We start from the raw sequence: 17,837 nt of genomic DNA, 5'->3' as shown, positions 1-17,837 counted from the left end.
ACTGAGTATTTGCGCCTTATCATGCCCGAGGTGACCCGTATCCAGCCGTCGTAACAGGCGCTTGACGGACCAGGACGCGTCAGATAATGGGTGATAAGGAAGCGTGCGCACCGTAACAGCAGGGAAGGACCCCCTTTGGCTGCCAACAGCACCGCCAAACAGCCCAGCCACCGCATTTCGTTCGCGAAGCTCCGCGAACCCCTCCAGGCACCCAATCTGCTGGGCCTGCAGGTCGAGAGCTTCGACTGGCTGCTGGGCAACGACGCGTGGAAGGCCCGCGTCGACGCCGCCCAGGCATCCGGCCGTAACGACGTCCCCGACGTCTCCGGCCTCGAAGAAATCTTCCACGAGATTTCCCCCATCGAGGACGTCGCAGGCACCATGAGCCTGTCGTTCCACGACCACCGCCTCGAATCCCCCAAGTACTCTATGGAGGAAGCCAAGGCAAAGGACTACACGTACTCCGCACCCATGTACGTGACCGCCGAGTTCATGAACTACGAAACCGGCGAAATCAAGTCCCAGACCGTGTTCATGGGCGACTTCCCGCTCATGACCCCCCGCGGCACCTTCATCATCAACGGCACCGAGCGTGTCGTCGTCTCCCAGCTCGTGCGTTCCCCCGGCGTGTACTTCGAGAAGCTCTCGGACCGCTCGACCGACAAGGAAACCTTCGGCGCGAAGATCATCCCCTCGCGCGGCGCATGGCTCGAGTTCGAGATCGACAAGCGCGACGCCGTCGGCGTGCGCATCGACCGCAAGCGTAAGCAGTCGGTCACCCACTTCCTCAAGGCCATCGGCATGACCGAGTCCGAGATCCGCGACACCTTCGCGCCGTACCCGGTCCTGCTCGAAACCCTCGAGAAGGACACCGTCGCCACGCAGGAAGAAGCCCTGCTCGACATCTACCGCAAGCTGCGCCCCGGCGAGCCCGCGAACGTCGACGCCGCCCAGACACTGCTCAACAACTTCTACTTCGACTCTCGTCGCTACGACCTGGCAAAGGTCGGCCGCTACAAGATCAACAAGAAGCTGGCCATCGAAGCCGACCCCAAGGCCTCGACCCTCTCCCTCGAGGATATCGTCGCCACCGTCAAGTACCTCCTCGCCCTCCACCAGGGCGACAAGACCTTCGCCGGCACCCGAAATGGCGAACCCGTCGAGGTCCGCGTCGAGGTCGACGACATCGACAACTTCGCCAACCGTCGCATCCGCGCCGTCGGCGAGCTCATCCAGGGTCAGGTCCGCACCGGCCTGGCGCGCATGGAGCGCACCGTGCGCGAGCGCATGACCACCCAGGAAACGGACTCGATCACGCCCCAGACGCTGATCAACATCCGCCCCGTCGTGGCCGCGATCAAGGAGTTCTTCGGAACCTCCCAGCTGTCGCAGTTCATGGACCAGAACAACCCGCTCGCCGGCCTGACCCACAAGCGCCGCCTGTCGGCCCTGGGCCCCGGCGGTCTGTCGCGTGACCGCGCGGGCATGGAAGTTCGAGACGTCCACCCCTCGCACTACGGCCGTATGTGCCCGATCGAGTCCCCTGAAGGCCCGAACATCGGCCTCATCGGCTCGCTCGCCACCTTCGCGCGCATCAACCCCTTCGGCTTCATCGAGACGCCCTACCGCGTCGTCAAGGACGGCAAGGTCACCGACGAAATCCGCTACCTCACCGCGGACGACGAGAAGGGCCACTACATCGCCCAGGCCTCGTCGCCCGTCGAGGCTGACGGCTCCTTCGCCGAGCAGGACGTCCTGTGCCGTGTCGCCGGCGAAGACCCGACCCTGATCGCCCGTGATCGCGTAGACTACATGGACGTCTCCGCCCGCCAGATGGTGTCCGTCGCCGCTGCCTTCATTCCGTTCCTCGAGCACGACGACGCGAACCGAGCCCTCATGGGCGCGAACATGCAGCGTCAGGCCGTGCCGCTGCTCACCACGGAAGCCCCGCTGGTCGGCACTGGCATGGAGCTGCGCGCCGCGCACGACTCCGGCGAAATGATCCTCGCCGCCCACTCCGGCGTCGTCTCCGAGGTCTCCGCGGACCTGATCGTCGTCTCTACGGACGAGGGCGGCCGCGACTCCTACCGCCTCGAGAAGTTCGAGCGCTCCAACCCCGGTAACTGCACCAACCAGCGCGTTATCGTGGACGAGGGCGACCGCGTCGAGGCCGGCGATGTCCTGGCCGACGGCCCCGCCACCTCCAACGGCGAGATCGCGCTCGGCAAGAACCTGCTCGTCGCCTACATGTCGTGGGAAGGCCTCAACTACGAGGACGCCATCATCCTGAGCCGTCGCGTCGTCGAAGAGGACATCCTGACCTCGATCCACATCGAGGAGTACGAGGTCGACGCCCGCGAGACCAAGCTCGGTGAGGAAGAGATCACCCGCGACATCCCCAACGTCTCCGAGGAATCCCTCGCAGACCTGGACGAGCGCGGCATCATCCGCATCGGCGCCGAGGTCACCGCCGGCGACATCCTCGTCGGTAAGGTCACCCCCAAGGGCGAGACCGAGCTGACCTCCGAAGAGCGCCTGCTGCGCGCCATCTTCGGTGAGAAGGCCCGCGAGGTGCGCGACACCTCGCTGCGCGTCCCCCACGGTGAAGAAGGCATCGTCATCGGCGTGCGCGAGTTCAACGATGACGACGACGACCTCAACCCCGGCGTGCGCCAGACCGTTCGCGTCTACGTCGCCCAGCGACGCAAGATCACGATCGGCGACAAGATGGCCGGCCGTCACGGTAACAAGGGCGTCGTCTCCAAGATCCTCCCCGTCGAGGACATGCCCTTCCTCGCCGACGGCACCCCCGTCGACATCATTCTCAACCCGCTGGGCGTCCCCGGCCGAATGAACGTCGGTCAGGTGCTCGAGTACCACCTCGGGTGGCTCGCCCACCAGGGCTGGGATGCCTCGGCCGCTGTCGAGGCCGGCGAAGAATGGACGGCACACCTGCCCGCCGACGGCATCACGACCGGTCCGCGCACCCACGTCGCCACCCCCGTGTTCGACGGCCTCGAGGCCGACGAGCTCGCGGGCCTGCTGCGCAACGTGAACCCGACCCGCGACGGTGAGGTCCTCACCAACCACGAGGGCAAGGCGCGCCTGTTCGACGGCCGCTCCGGCGAACCGTTCCCGTACCCGATCTCGGTGGGCTACACCTACATGCTCAAGCTCCACCACCTGGTCGACGACAAGATCCACGCCCGCTCCACGGGCCCGTACTCGATGATCACGCAGCAGCCGCTGGGCGGTAAGGCCCAGTTCGGCGGCCAGCGCTTCGGCGAGATGGAGGTGTGGGCCCTGGAAGCGTACGGCGCCGCCTACGCCCTCCAGGAGCTGCTGACCATCAAGTCCGACGACACCAGCGGCCGCGTCAAGGTGTACGAGGCCATCGTCAAGGGCGAGGACATCCCCGAGCCCGGCATCCCCGAGTCCTTCCGAGTCCTCATCCAGGAAATGCGCTCGCTGTGCCTGAACGTCGAAGCCCTCGACGCGGCCGGCAACGTCATTGACCTGCGTGAGCAGGACGAAGACTTCAATGCGCGTGAGGACCTGGGTATCACCCTCGATGCCCGTCCGAACGCTGCGGCGACCATCGATGCGATCTGATAGGGAGAGATAACTTTGCTGGACGCCAAAACGTTCGACAGCCTGAAGATCACCCTGGCCACCGGCGACGACATCGCCGTCTGGAGCCACGGTGAAGTGAAGAAGCCGGAGACCATCAACTACCGTACGCTCAAGCCCGAGCGCGACGGCCTGTTCGGTGAGCAGATCTTCGGCCCCACCCGCGACTGGGAGTGCGCGTGTGGCAAGTACAAGCGCGTGCGCTACAAGGGCATCATCTGCGAGAAGTGCGGAGTTGAGGTCACTCGCTCCCGCGTCCGCCGTGAGCGCATGGGTCACATCGACCTGGCCGCCCCCGTCACGCACATCTGGTACTTCAAGGGTGTTCCCTCGCGCCTGGGCTACGTGCTCAACCTCGCGCCCAAGGACCTCGAGAAGGTCATCTACTTCGCTGCCTACATGATCACCGAGGTCGACGAAAAGGGTCGCCACGAGGATCTGGCTGAACTGCGCGCGGAACTCGAGGTGCAGAAGAAGCAGATGGAGAACAACCGCGACGCCACGATCAACGACTTCGCGGAGCAGCTCGAGTCCGACATGGCCGCCCTCGAAAAGGATGGCGCTTCGCAGGCGGAGCGCGAGCGCGCCCGCAAGCAGGGCGAGCGCGAGATGGCCAAGATCCGCCGCCGCTTCGACGGCGACATCGACGGCCTCGAGGCCGTGTGGGAGCGCTTCAAGGACCTCAAGGTCGGCGACCTCGAGGGCGACGAGCGTCTCTACCGCGCGATGGTGGCCCGCTACGGCACCTACTTCAAGGGTGACATGGGCGCCTCCGCCATCCAGAAGCGCCTGGAGACCTTCGACCTGGCGGCCGAGGTGGCCGCCCTGCGTCAGACCATCTCCTCCGACTCTGGCCCGCGCAAGGCCCGCGCCATCAAGCGCCTGAAGGTCATCAACGCCTTCGTTGCCACCGGCAACTCCCCGGCCTCGATGGTGCTGACCAAGATCCCCGTGATCCCGCCGGACCTGCGCCCCATGGTTCAGCTGGACGGCGGCCGCTTCGCGACCTCCGACCTCAACGACCTGTACCGTCGCGTCATCAACCGCAACACCCGACTCAAGCGTCTGCTCGAGCTGGGCGCCCCCGAGATCATCGTCAACAACGAGAAGCGCATGCTTCAGGAGTCCGTTGACGCGCTCTTCGACAACGGCCGCCGTGGCCGCCCCGTCGCGGGCCCGGGCAACCGTCCGCTCAAGTCGATCTCGGACATGCTCAAGGGTAAGCAGGGTCGTTTCCGTCAGAACCTGCTCGGTAAGCGCGTCGACTACTCGGGTCGTTCCGTTATCGTCGTCGGCCCGCAGCTGCAGCTGCACCAGTGTGGTCTGCCCAAGCAGATGGCCCTGGAGCTGTTCAAGCCCTTCGTCATGAAGCGCCTGGTTGAGAAGAACTACGCGCAGAACGTCAAGGCCGCCAAGCGCAAGGTCGAGCGCCAGCGCCCCGAGGTGTGGGACGTCCTCGACGACGTCATCCGCGAGCACCCCGTGCTGCTCAACCGCGCACCTACGCTGCACCGCCTCGGCATCCAGGCGTTCGAGCCCCAGCTGATTGAGGGTAAGGCTATCCAGCTGCACCCCCTGGCCTGTGGCGCCTTCAACGCCGACTTCGACGGCGACCAGATGGCTGTCCACCTGCCGCTGGGCGCCGAGGCGCAGGCCGAGGCCCGCATCCTCATGCTGTCGACGAACAACATTCTCAAGCCCTCCGACGGCCGCCCCGTGGCAATGCCGTCTCAGGACATGATCATTGGTCTGTTCCACCTGACCTCGACGCCCGACCCGTCGGTGCCCGTCGAGACGGACGAAGACGGCAACCCCGTGGTGCCCTACTTCTCCAGCCAGGCGGAAGCCCAGATGGCGTTCGACGCCGGCAACCTGGACCTGAACGCGACCGCGCGCATCCGCTTCGCCGACGGCACCGTGCCGCCCGAGGGCTGGGAAGCCCCCGAGGGCTGGGAGAGCGGCGACGAGCTGATCCTCGAGACCAGCCTCGGCCGCGCGATCTTCAACGAACTGCTGCCCACCGACTACCCCTTCGTCAACGAGGTCGTCGGCAAGAAGCAGCTCGGCAACATCGTGAACACGCTGACGCAGCGCTACCCGAACGTGCTCGTCGCGGACTGCCTCGACGCCCTGAAGTCGGCCGGTTTCCACTGGTCGACCTGGTCGGGCATCACGATTGCGTTCTCCGACATCCAGGCCTCGCCGCGTAAGCGCGAGATCCTGGCCCGTTACGAGGCCAAGGCCGCCGAGATCGTCGAGCAGTTCGAGACCGGTATCATCCTCGAGGAGACCCGCTACGAGGAGCTCGTCAAGCTGTGGCTGCAGTGCACCGAAGAGGTCGCCGAGGACATGCGCGCGAACTTCACCGAGCGCAACACCGTGTACCGCATGGTGAACTCGGGCGCCCGTGGTAACTGGTCGCAGGTTCAGCAGATCGCCGGTATGCGTGGCCTCGTGTCCGACCCGAAGCAGAAGCTGATCGAGCAGCCCATTAAGGCGAACTACCGCGAGGGCCTGACGGTTCTCGAGTACTTCATCGCCACGCACGGCGCCCGTAAGGGCCTCGTCGACACGGCTCTGCGTACCGCCGAGTCGGGCTACCTGACCCGTCGTCTGGTCGACGTGTCGCAGGACGTCATCGTCCGCGAGGCCGACTGTGGTACCCGCGCGGGCCTGAAGATCGACATCGCGAAGAAGAACGAGTTCGGTGAGTGGGAGGCGTCCGAGACCATCGAGACGACCGCCTACGCCCGTAACCTCGCTCGAGATGCGGTCAACGAGGCCGGCGAGGTTGTCATGCCTGCTGGCAGCGACCTGGGTGACGACCAGCTCGCCGAGCTCGTCGCCGCCGGCGTCGCGCAGATCGTTGTCCGTTCCGTGCTCACCTGTGAGTCTCAGGTCGGCACCTGCGCGAAGTGCTACGGCCGTTCGCTGGCCACCGGCAAGCAGGTCGACATCGGCGAGGCCGTGGGCATTATCGCCGCCCAGTCGATTGGTGAGCCCGGCACGCAGCTGACGATGCGTACGTTCCACACCGGTGGCGCCGCCTCCGCTGCGGATATTACGCAGGGCCTGCCCCGCGTCCAGGAGCTCTTCGAGGCGCGTAGCCCGAAGGTCGAAGCCAAGATGAACGAGGCCGCCGGCCGCGTCCACATCGACGACGAAGACCCGAGCGCGCGTAAGGTGATCATCACCCGCGACGACGCCAAGGAAGACCTGGTCATTGAGGTGTCGCGTCGCCAGAAGCTCCTCGTGTCCGAGGGCCAGCACATCGCTGCCGGCACCCCGCTGACCGAGGGCCAGCTGGACCCCAAGGAAATCCTGCGCATCATGGGCCGCAACGTGGCCCAGAAGATGCTCGTGGACGAGGTCCAGAAGGTGTACCGCGACCAGGGCGTGGGCATCCACGCCAAGCACATCGAGGTCATCGTCCGTCAGATGCTGCGCCGCGTCACCATCCTGGAGCCCGGCGACACGACGTTCATGCCCGGCGAGCTCGTCGACCGCATGGCGTACCTGACGCAGAACCGTCGCGTCGCAGCCGAGGGCGGCCAGCCCGCCTCCGGCCGCCAGATGCTGATGGGTATCACCAAGGCGTCGCTGGCCACGGATTCGTGGCTGTCCGCCGCGTCCTTCCAGGAGACCACCAAGGTCCTGACCGAAGCCGCCATGAACGGCAAGTCGGACTCCCTGGTGGGTCTCAAGGAGAACGTCATCCTCGGTAAGCTCATCCCGGCCGGCACCGGCCTGTCGCGCTACAACGACGTCATCGTCGAGCCGACGGCTGAGGCCATGGCGAACTCGAACTACTCCGAGGCTGACTTCAACGACGGTTCCGTGTCCGAGGACTTCCTCGACGCACTGGGTGCCATCGACTTCGGCATGAACTTCCGCGAGTAATCGGGATCGTTCACCCGTGAGGGCCCCGGCCTCGTCCGTACAACACGCGACGAGGCCGGGGTCCCTTGTCGTGTCTGCTAACTCTCCTTAAGTGCGCGGAGGGTGTCTAACGGCGACGCATCTCGAGCGCGGTTTTGACGGGCGAAAATGACAAGTTCAACCATTTGGAAAGCTGATATGCGGGTGCTAGATTGGTTGCACACTATCCATCAACGCTTAAGGATGTCTCCTCATGCGCCTGTCCAAGAAACTGGTCATTGCTGCGCTCGGCTCCGCGACCCTCGTTCTCAACCCGTTGGCGGCCCTTGCCGCTGGTCCCACGATTGAGGATACGGACGGACCGCTCGTTCGGATCGCCATCTCCGACACCCTCAACTGCTCGATCAACTACAAGGGCGATAGTTATAACGAGTTCTATAACTCTCGATCCGCGACGGGTCCAGCCGACTGTGGAACGTTCCTCGCTGTGGGATCTGAGCTCTTCGGTCCGGGGAAGCTGAATTCGGGTGCTGCGGAGTCGATGGGGGCGATCGCCTGGACGCCGGTCTCGCAATCCAAGTCAGGAACGGGCACGCAAGCCGATCCGTGGGTCCTCACGACTGTCGTTCGCGGCGGCGGATTCGAGATTACGCAGACGGACACCTACTCAACGGGGAATGAATTCTACGCGACGACCTCGTCGGTGAAGAACATTTCGGATGCCGCTCAGGACTTTACTCTCTACCACGCGGCGGATTGCTACCTCCAGGACGACGATCACGGCTTCGGCGAGTACGACGCGAATACGGGGACGGTCATCTGCCGAGCGAAGGATCCGGAAACCGGCGAGCATACGGATCGTGGTCGAGTCGAGCAGTTCGTCCCGACGACCGCCGGTTCGAACTACTACTACAGTACCTATCGCGAGGTCTGGGACAAGGTCAAGGACCGTGAGCCGCTGCCCAACAAGCTCGACCACGCCGATGACAACCGGGACAACGGCATGGCTCTGAGCTGGACTCGTACCCTCGAGCCGAATACGACGGCCGACTACTCACTCATCACCTCCTTCTCGCCGAAGGGCCAGGTCGCGCTGTCCTCCGCAACATGCGCCGTCGCCCAGCCGGGCGCCGACTCCACCGCGACGCGCACCATCGGCGTGACGATCACGAACCCGAACCCGGACGTCAAGTCAGTCCAGACGGTCATCGCGACACTGTCGGACGACGCCACCTACGTTCCCCAGTCGGCCAGCGGAGCCCCCGAGCCGACGGTCGCGGGCAAGGTGCTTACCTTCAAGGATCTCGAGCTTCCCGCCAACGGGTCGGTGAAGTTCTCGTTCCTTATCACCGGCAGCGCTGAGGTTACGCCGCTCGTGAAGATCTCGGGGACGACGACGAGTGGCGCAGCCATCGCCGAGTCCGATACCTCGCTGTCTTCGACGTGCGATTTCCCCGAGCTTCCGAAGCCCGATCAGCCCCAGCCCACTCCCGAGCAGCCCCAGCCCACTCCCGAGCAGCCCCAGCCGACTCCCGATCAGCCCCAGCCCACCGCTGAGCAGCCGCAGCCGACTGTCGAGCAGTCCCAGCCTGCGGGCGGCACGAGCACTGAAGGCACCAAGCTTGCCAGCACCGGAGCGAACACCGGCGTTGCCATCGCGCTCGTCGGCCTGCTCGGCGTCGCCGGCGTCGGCCTCGTTGTGGCGAGGCGCCGCGCACACTGATCGGAGATCCGGTCGATAACGGTACAGGGCCCGGTCCCCGCGAGGGGGCCGGGCCCTCGCGCATCCCCTGTGGCTATCCTCGTCGGTGGCGGGGAGAGTCGCTTTCCGCTTAGGCGGCGATGCCCGCGGGGCGCCAGCGAGCCCGCCCTGACAGATTGTGCTCCCGAACCGACAGAACGGACGGCACCCCACAAGCTGGAGCCAACCGTACGGTGAAATAGGTGGTGGCGGTTCCCATCTGCCCTCTGGTCTGCGGCGACCCATGTCTATGGAGACACACACGGGGATGGAGGGGAGCCAGTCTGGTTCTGGGATGCAGGGTTTCGGAACTGAAAGAGGACAATCATCATGCTTTCCATCAACTGGTCTGACGTGTGGAAGATGGTTGAGTCGGTCAAGGTCCCCTTGATCGTCATCGGCGTGGCGCTGGCGCTCGCCATCATCGTCTCCCTCGCGGTCTTTACACTCGAAAAGCCCCAACGCAAGCTTGCTCGCTCGACATCGTGGGTCGCTGCGTTCGTCGCGGTCGTCGTCGCGGTCGTCTCGATGATGTACGGAGGCTTCAAGATGGTGCTCGACCTGGCCTCGGGGTCGGGAGTCCTGACCGAGGCCTCGAAGGCGCAGGTGGAGGACCTGGGCAACGACATTGCCGACGAAGGCATGGTCCTGCTCAAGAACGCGAACGGCGCCCTGCCTCTGGCGTAGGGGTCCGCGCTGAACGTGTGGGGGTGGGCGTCCACCAATCCGATCTACGGTGGCACAGGCTCCGGCTCGCTGTCCAAGGACAACCCCACGACGACCCCGCTGGACGGCCTCCACAACGCGGGCTGAACGACGAACGATGAACTGACGAACCTGTACTCCTCCTACCGCGCTGAGCGACCCGAGGTCGGCATGTTCAAGGCTGACTGGTCGCTGCCCGAGCCCACGCAGGACAAGTACTCCGAGTCCCTCCTCTCCGGCGCCACCTCTTTCGGCGACACCGCCGTCGTGACGATCGCACGCTCGGGCGGCGAGGGCTTCGACCTGCCTCGCGACGTGAACGCGGAGACCTCGAATAACCCCTACTTCAGCTACACCAACAACTCCGATGAATACGCGGACTTCGAGGACGGCCAGGGCTATCTGGAGCTCACCCGTCCCGAGAAGGACATGATTGAGCTGGCGAAGCAGACCTCGGATAAGACGGTTGTCGTCATCAACGCGGCGAACGCCTTTGAGCTGGGCGACCTCCAGGACGACCCGGAGATCGACGCGATCGTGTGGGCGACCCCGGCGGCCAAGTTGGTTTCAACGCGCTGGGATGCATCCTTGACGGCGAGGTGAACCCGTCGGCGGAGACTCCCGACACCTTCGCCCGCGACATCAAGTCTGGCCCCGCGGCCAACAACTTCGGCGACTTCCAGTACACGAACATGACGGAGTTCGCCCAGGAGGATCCCATCAACAAGGGCACCCAGACGCAGCCGTCCTTCGTCAACGACAACGACTCGATCTACGTCGGCTACCGCTGGTACGAGACGGCCGCCGCTGAGGGCGTCATCGACTACGCTTCCGAGGTCGTCTACCCCTTCGGCCTGTCCTAAACGACGCTCTCCCAGTCGATGAGCGACATCTCGGTCGACGAGGCCACGGGAACCATGTCCGCGGACGTGACGGTCACGAACACCGGCCAGGTCGCCGGCAAGGACGTCGTCCAGATCTACGACAACCCGCCCTACACGGATGGCGGCATTGAAAAGTCCGCGGCGAACCTGTTGACCTACAACAAGACGAAGCTCCTGGAGCCGGGAGAAACCCAGACGATCACCGTCACCGGGAACCGCGACTCGCTCGCCTCCTACGATGCAAAGGATGCCAAGGCCTACGTGCTCGAGGCCGGGGACTACAAGATCTCCGCACGTGCCAACTCCCACGAACTTCGCGATGAGCGACGCTAACAAAGCAAACTTCGTCGCCACGTCCAACTACGACGCCTCAGCTGACGATGCTGCGAGCACCGCGACGATGCCGACCACGGGAGCCAGCAAAGGCCTCGTCCTGGGAGACCTGGCGGGGCTGGACTACGACGATCCGAAGTGGGACCAGCTGTCCGTCAAAGACATGAACACCCTCATCTCCAAGGGCGGATACGGCTCCCCTGCGATCTCCTCGGTGGGTAAGCTGCGCGTGTCCGACGTGGACGGCCCGGCCTCGCTGAACAACAACTTCACCGGTGTCGGCTCGATCGGCCTGCCCTCCGCGGTGTCGGTGGCGGCGACCTGATGCTCGCGACGATCGACATGCCGATCGCGACGGTCAACGTGCAGGATGCCGCGGGCGTGAGCTCTCTGCGCCGCGCATCGCACAACATCCTCTACACGGTCGCGAACTCGTGGATGTATGCCAACGGCCAGCCCGAGGTCACCCGCAATACCTGGGAGTACATCACGTGGGTTGTTGCCGGCGCTGCGATCCTGGCGCTGCTCGGACTCGAGGTGGTCGCGATCCGCCGCTACCGCGCTCGCAAGGCCTCCATTGACGAGGCCGGGGCTGATAAGGCGGACGAGTGGCGGTCATGAGGCCGTCAGGATCGCCGAACGCGATTGAGTGTGACTGAGCGTCACAGCCGTGGGGGAGGGGTCCGCAGGCGAGAGCCTGCGGGCCCCTCCTGCGCCACTGACGTGTTGGCAGCGAGGCGTGCCGCCGGACAACCCCGGCACTCGCACGTGGAAACGGGAGCGGCGAAACCGGCCCCGGCCTCGTGGATGAGGGGCGAAACACAAAACACATCCTTTGACGCCCGGGTGGATTGCCCGCTATCCTTGAGGGTGGTTCCCGCCTCTGTGGAACCTCTGTGCCCGGGAAACCGGGAGCGGGCTCCGTCCGTCGGAGCTCCGGGCGTCATTCTCTGACCCTCGTGGTTATCATGGCGCGCCGGCCCCCAGCGGACACGTGTGCCCACACGGGGGTGAACGCAGTCGCGGAAGACTGACAATCAGGGCCGCCCCAAAAGTGAGGGGAGGCCGCCGACGGAAAGAAACTGGAGACCCAGTGCCTACCATTCAGCAGCTCGTCCGCAAGGGACGTGTCTCGAAGCGCGCGAAGGTGAAGACCCCCGCGCTGAAGGGCTCCCCCCAGCGTCGCGGCGTGTGCACCCGTGTGTACACCACCACGCCGAAGAAGCCGAACTCGGCTCTGCGAAAGGTCGCTCGTGTGCGCCTTTCGTCGGGCATCGAGGTGACCGCGTACATCCCCGGTGAGGGCCACAACCTGCAGGAGCACTCGATCGTGCTCGTTCGCGGTGGTCGTGTGAAGGACCTGCCCGGCGTGCGTTACCGCATCGTCCGCGGTTCGCTGGACACCCAGGGTGTCCGCGGCCGTCAGCAGGCCCGTTCCCGTTACGGCGCGAAGAAGGAGAAGAAGTAATGCCTCGTAAGGGCCCCGCTCCCCGTCGCCCCCTCGTCGATGACCCGGTCTACGGCTCCAAGGTCGTGACCCAGCTGGTCAACCGCGTCCTCCTCGACGGCAAGAAGACCGTCGCCGAGCGCATCGTCTACGGCGCACTTGAAACCGTTCGCGAGCGCACCGAGCAGGAACCCGTCTCCGTGCTCAAGCGCGCTCTCGAGAACATTCGTCCGGCCCTCGAGGTCCGCTCCCGCCGCGTCGGCGGCGCGACCTACCAGGTCCCCGTCGAGGTTCGCCCCGCGCGCGCCACGACGCTGGCCCTGCGCTGGCTGGTTGACTTCTCGCGTCAGCGTCGCGAGAAGACCATGACCGAGCGTCTCGCCAACGAGATCCTCGATGCCTCCAACGGCCTCGGCGCCGCTGTGAAGCGTCGTGAGGACATGCACAAGATGGCTGAGTCCAACCGCGCCTTCGCGCACTACCGCTGGTGATGTAAAGACGAGGCCTGGGCAACCGGGCCTCGTCTCACGCAGCAAATACACCTACCACTTCGAACGAAGGAACCACACTCGTGGCACTAGAGGTGCTGACGGATCTCAACAAGGTCCGCAACATTGGCATCATGGCTCACATCGATGCCGGCAAGACGACCGTGACGGAACGAATCCTGTTCTACACGGGCATCAACTACAAGATCGGCGAGACGCACGACGGTGCCTCGACGACCGACTGGATGGAACAGGAAAAGGAACGCGGCATCACGATTACGTCCGCCGCCGTCACCTCTTTCTGGAACGGTAACCAGATCAACATTATTGACACCCCCGGTCACGTTGACTTCACCGTTGAGGTTGAGCGCTCGCTGCGCGTCCTCGACGGCGCTGTCGCCGTGTTCGACGGCAAGGAGGGCGTTGAGCCCCAGTCCGAGACCGTGTGGCGTCAGGCCGACAAGTACGACGTCCCCCGTATCTGCTTCATCAACAAGATGGACAAGATGGGTGCCGACTTCTACTTCTCGGTTGGCACGATTAAGGATCGTCTCCACGCGACCCCGATCGTCATGCAGCTCCCGATGGGTGCCGAGAACGACTTCGTTGGCAACATCGACCTGCTGACCATGGAGGCGCTGACCTACCCGACCAAGGACGACAAGGGCAACGACACGCTCGGCTCCCTCGTTGTGCGCGGCCCCATCCCGGAGGAGTACCAGGAACAGGCCGAGGAGTACCGTGAGGCCCTCGTCGAGGCCGCCGCTGAGGGCTCCGACGAGCTGACCGAGGCGTACCTGGAGAACGGTGACCTGACGCTCGAGCAGATCAAGGAAGGTATCCGCCTCCTGACCATCTCCTCTCGCGCCTTCCCCGTGTACTGTGGTACCGCTCTGCGCAACATGGGCGTGCAGCCCGTCCTCGACGCCGTCGTGGACTTCCTGCCCTCGCCGCTCGACATCGGCGACGTTCGCGGCTTCCTCCCCGGCTCTGAGACCGAGGAAGAGACCGAGATTCGTAAGCCCGACGAGAAGGAACCCTTCTCCGCTCTGGCCTTCAAGATCGCCGCTCACCCCTTCTACGGCAAGCTCACCTTCATCCGCGTGTACTCCGGCAAGGTTGAGTCCGGTTCCCAGGTCCTCAACTCGACCAAGGGCAAGAAGGAGCGCATCGGCAAGATCTTCCAGATGCACTCCAACAAGGAGAACCCCGTCGACGTGGCGCACGCTGGCCACATCTACGCGGTCATCGGCCTGAAGGACACGACCACGGGTGACACGCTTGCCGCTATCGACAAGCCGATCGTCCTCGAGTCGATGACCTTCCCCGCCCCCGTTATCCAGGTTGCCGTCGAGCCCAAGTCGAAGGCCGACCAGGAGAAGATGGGCGTCGCCATCCAGAAGCTCGCGGAAGAGGACCCGACGTTCACCGTCGAGCTCGATCCCGAGACCGGCCAGACCATCATCGGTGGTATGGGCGAGCTGCACCTCGACATCATCGTCGACCGTATGCGTCGCGAGTTCAAGGTCGAGGCCAACGTTGGTAACCCGATGGTTGCCTACCGTGAGACCATCCGTAAGACGGTCGAGAAGTACGAGTACACGCACAAGAAGCAGACCGGTGGTTCCGGTCAGTTCGCGCGTGTCATCATCGCCCTTGAGCCGCTCCCGGCGGACTCCGAGGAAGAGTACATGTTCGAGGACAAGGTCACCGGTGGCCGCGTTCCGCGCGAGTACATCCCCTCGGTCGATGCAGGCATCAAGGACGCCATGCAGTCCGGCGTTCTCGCCGGCTACCCGATGGTTGACATCAAGGCCACGCTGCTCGACGGCGCCTACCACGAGGTTGACTCCTCCGAAATGGCGTTCAAGGTTGCTGGCTCGATGGCGCTGAAGGAAGCTGCTAAGAAGGCGAACCCCGTCCTCCTCGAGCCCATCATGGCCGTCGAGGTCCGTACTCCCGAGGAGTACATGGGCGACGTCATCGGCGACCTCAACTCCCGTCGTGGCCAGATCTCCTCGATGGATGAGCAGCACGGCGTCCGCGTCGTGAAGGCTCAGGTGCCGCTGTCCGAGATGTTCGGATACGTGGGCGACCTGCGCTCCAAGACGCAGGGCCGCGCTGTCTACTCCATGGAGTTCGACAGCTACGCCGAGGTTCCGCGCGCGGTCGCGGATGAGATCGTCGGCAAGTCTCGGGGCAACTGAGTCCCACCGGGGGCTCGTGGGGGCAGGGTGACCTGCCCCTGCGAGCCGCCTCACACACAAGTAAACCCAGTAGGTCTCAAGCCCCAGTGGTGTTAAAGTGGCACCTAGCCGTAGGCTGAGAATTTCTACCCGAGTCCAGGAGGACACAAGTGGCGAAGGCCAAGTTTGAGCGCACCAAGCCGCACGTCAACATCGGCACGATTGGTCACGTTGACCACGGCAAGACGACGCTGACGGCAGCTATCACCAAGGTGCTGCACGACAAGTACCCCGATCTGAACGAGTTCACCCCCTTCGATCAGGTCGACAACGCTCCCGAGGAGCGCGATCGTGGCATCACGATCAACGTCTCCCACGTCGAGTACCAGACCGAGGCGCGTCACTACGCGCACGTTGACGCCCCCGGCCACGCCGACTACGTCAAGAACATGATCACCGGCGCTGCCCAGATGGACGGCGCGATCCTCGTGGTCGCCGCCACCGACGGCCCCATGGCCCAGACCCGCGAGCACGTCCTGCTCGCCCGTCAGGTCGGCGTCCCCACCATCCTCATCGCCCTCAACAAGTCCGACATGGTCGACGACGAGGAAATGATGGAACTGGTCGAGGAAGAGTGCCGCGACCTGCTCGAGTCCCAGGACTTCGATCGCGACGCCCCGATCATCCAGGTTTCCGCTCTGAAGGCCCTCGAGGGCGACCCGGAGTGGGTTGCCAAGGTCGAGGAGCTCATGGAGGCTGTGGATTCCTACATCCCCACCCCCGAGCGCGACATGGACAAGCCCTTCCTCATGCCGATCGAGGACGTCTTCACGATCACCGGTCGTGGCACGGTCGTCACCGGCCGTGTTGAGCGTGGCAAGCTGCCCATCAACTCTGAGGTCGAGATCCTCGGTATCCGTGAGCCCCAGAAGACCACGGTTACCGGCATCGAGATGTTCCACAAGTCCATGGACGAGGCCTGGGCTGGCGAGAACTGTGGTCTGCTCCTCCGCGGCACCAAGCGCGACGAGGTCGAGCGCGGCCAGGTTGTGGCCCGCCCCGGCTCCATCACGCCCCACACCGAGTTCGAGGGCCAGGTCTACATCCTCAAGAAGGAAGAGGGCGGCCGCCACAACCCCTTCTTCTCGAACTACCGTCCGCAGTTCTACTTCCGTACCACGGACGTGACCGGCGTCATCACCCTCCCCGAGGGCACCGACATGGTCATGCCTGGCGACACCACCGAGATCTCCGTTGAGCTGATTCAGCCCATCGCCATGGAGCCCGGCCTCGGCTTCGCTATCCGTGAGGGTGGCCGCACCGTTGGTTCCGGTCGTGTCACCAAGATCATCAAGTGAATCACCCTCTGAGTTTGTCTCAGATATGATTCGCTGCTGATCCAGCGGCATTGAGGGCCCCGCCTCCCACGTGGGAGGCGGGGCCCTTCGCTATGCCCGGCGTGCGGCGGGGGAGTGTGGTGCTCCGCGTGGGCATATTTGCGTTGCTTGCGGATAGGTAACGCGCTCGTGGATAGGTTACGCACATGCGGATAGTCTCATAACCTATCCGTAAGCGGCTAACCTATACGTGAGTGGCTAACCTATCCGCATGTGTGGGACGTTCGCAATCGTGTCACCACTCCACACGGGGGTGGCCTGGTCTGGTTGTGTGGACCGGGCGTTGTGAGGGTTGTTGGTTGCTACTAGTGGTGTTGTGCCCATTGTCGCGCGTGATGCTGACAGCGGTGCACCGTCGCACGCGGAGCGCTGATGCGAGCATGGGTTTGTCTCGAGAGACTGATCACCCTTGTGCGCGCAACGGGCCCCACACGCGCGGATAACCTTGTCATCACGGGCCAGGCAGGCCTCGTACAACTGCGGTGTGACGCATCCCCACTTGCGACACGCCCGAGTGCGGGGTACGTTAGTTTCTTGGTGACGGTTGCTGCTGCCATTGGCGGTAAACACCGCGCTGGCGCCACTCTGTCGGTGGTTTCACATGCGAGAATAAGCCGTTGGGATTGTGCTCGCGGGTGGAACTCTGACAGAATGGCACGGTTGCCTCAGCGTATCTGGGGTGGCCCATGCGTGCCATCACGTATGGGTCGGGCAATATGCCCAAGATCTTTGGACAAGACGTCGGTCCCTCGCGAGGGATCGCGAGCACGACGGGTGCGACACGCCCGAGTGCGGGGACCGGCGGCGAATCTGTACGAGAAGAGGTAAGACGGCATGGCGGGACAGAAGATCCGCATCCGGCTCAAGTCGTATGACCACGAGGTCATCGACAGCTCCGCGCGCAAGATCGTGGACACCGTACAGCGTGCGGGCGCCACGGTCGTGGGCCCGGTGCCGCTGCCGACCGAGAAGAACGTTTTCGTTGTCATCCGGTCGCCCCACAAGTACAAGGACAGCCGCGAGCACTTTGAAATGCGCACGCACAAGCGGCTCATCGACATCATCGACCCGACCCCCAAGGCCGTCGACTCGCTCATGCGCCTCGACCTGCCTGCGGACGTCAACATCGAGATCAAGCTCTGAGGAC

At 64.4% G+C, this 17,837-nt stretch carries 14 protein-coding genes; all 14 read left to right on the top strand.

The annotated features are described in order from the left end of the window. Positions 1 to 135: 135 nt before the first annotated feature. The 14 genes from rpoB (at position 136) to rpsJ (ending at position 17,833) form a co-directional block, all read left to right on the top strand. Positions 136 to 3,612, top strand: coding sequence for a DNA-directed RNA polymerase subunit beta (rpoB, locus tag O3669_RS07470; RefSeq protein WP_371524225.1), 3,477 nt, complete (start codon positions 136 to 138; stop codon positions 3,610 to 3,612). A 15-nt stretch (positions 3,613 to 3,627) separates the two neighbouring features. Further along, entirely contained in the window at positions 3,628 to 7,530 is a 3,903-nt protein-coding gene (locus O3669_RS07465; RefSeq protein WP_371524224.1) for a DNA-directed RNA polymerase subunit beta', read from the top strand. A 232-nt stretch (positions 7,531 to 7,762) separates the two neighbouring features. Continuing rightward, positions 7,763 to 9,232, top strand: coding sequence for an LPXTG cell wall anchor domain-containing protein (locus tag O3669_RS07460; RefSeq protein ID WP_371524223.1), 1,470 nt, complete (start codon positions 7,763 to 7,765; stop codon positions 9,230 to 9,232). 348 nt (positions 9,233 to 9,580) lie between these two features. Further along, on the top strand, positions 9,581 to 9,937 hold the full coding sequence (locus tag O3669_RS07455) for a hypothetical protein (protein WP_371524222.1): 357 nt from the start codon (positions 9,581 to 9,583) through the stop codon (positions 9,935 to 9,937). Between the two features lie 189 nt (positions 9,938 to 10,126). Continuing rightward, positions 10,127 to 10,558, top strand: a complete 432-nt coding sequence (locus O3669_RS07450) for a hypothetical protein (protein WP_315281931.1) — start codon at positions 10,127 to 10,129, stop codon at positions 10,556 to 10,558. After that, positions 10,555 to 10,818 (top strand): hypothetical protein, encoded by a 264-nt coding sequence (locus O3669_RS07445; protein ID WP_371524221.1) that lies wholly within the window; start codon positions 10,555 to 10,557, stop codon positions 10,816 to 10,818. The genes O3669_RS07450 and O3669_RS07445 overlap by 4 nt, the downstream gene beginning before the upstream one ends. Positions 10,819 to 10,836: 18 nt before the next feature. Further along, positions 10,837 to 11,172 carry a fibronectin type III-like domain-contianing protein gene (locus tag O3669_RS07440; protein WP_371524220.1) on the top strand — a complete coding sequence of 112 codons (336 nt, stop codon included), beginning with the start codon at positions 10,837 to 10,839 and terminating at the stop codon, positions 11,170 to 11,172. Then, positions 11,159 to 11,497, top strand: a complete 339-nt coding sequence (locus O3669_RS07435) for a hypothetical protein (RefSeq protein ID WP_371524219.1) — start codon at positions 11,159 to 11,161, stop codon at positions 11,495 to 11,497. The genes O3669_RS07440 and O3669_RS07435 overlap by 14 nt, the downstream gene beginning before the upstream one ends. Beyond that, positions 11,497 to 11,793 carry a hypothetical protein gene (locus O3669_RS07430; protein ID WP_371524218.1) on the top strand — a complete coding sequence of 99 codons (297 nt, stop codon included), beginning with the start codon at positions 11,497 to 11,499 and terminating at the stop codon, positions 11,791 to 11,793. The genes O3669_RS07435 and O3669_RS07430 overlap by 1 nt, the downstream gene beginning before the upstream one ends. Positions 11,794 to 12,265: 472 nt before the next feature. Continuing rightward, positions 12,266 to 12,640, top strand: a complete 375-nt coding sequence (gene rpsL / locus O3669_RS07425; protein ID WP_003790639.1) for a 30S ribosomal protein S12 — start codon at positions 12,266 to 12,268, stop codon at positions 12,638 to 12,640. Next, positions 12,640 to 13,110, top strand: coding sequence for a 30S ribosomal protein S7 (rpsG, locus tag O3669_RS07420; RefSeq protein WP_003790637.1), 471 nt, complete (start codon positions 12,640 to 12,642; stop codon positions 13,108 to 13,110). Before rpsL ends, rpsG begins: the two co-directional genes overlap by 1 nt. 80 nt (positions 13,111 to 13,190) lie before the next feature. Further along, positions 13,191 to 15,314, top strand: coding sequence for an elongation factor G (gene fusA / locus O3669_RS07415; RefSeq protein WP_295921462.1), 2,124 nt, complete (start codon positions 13,191 to 13,193; stop codon positions 15,312 to 15,314). 149 nt (positions 15,315 to 15,463) lie between these two features. Beyond that, positions 15,464 to 16,651 (top strand): elongation factor Tu, encoded by a 1,188-nt coding sequence (tuf, locus tag O3669_RS07410; RefSeq protein ID WP_295968493.1) that lies wholly within the window; start codon positions 15,464 to 15,466, stop codon positions 16,649 to 16,651. 873 nt (positions 16,652 to 17,524) lie between these two features. Further along, entirely contained in the window at positions 17,525 to 17,833 is a 309-nt protein-coding gene (gene rpsJ / locus O3669_RS07405; protein ID WP_003790631.1) for a 30S ribosomal protein S10, read from the top strand. Positions 17,834 to 17,837: the final 4 nt, after the last annotated feature.

It is taken from the genome of Pauljensenia sp. 20925_1_34, from assembly GCF_041432775.1.
Lineage (GTDB): Bacteria > Actinomycetota > Actinomycetes > Actinomycetales > Actinomycetaceae > Pauljensenia.
Note: the sequence above shows the minus strand (reverse complement) of the source record. Positions and strands in the feature narration are given on the sequence as shown.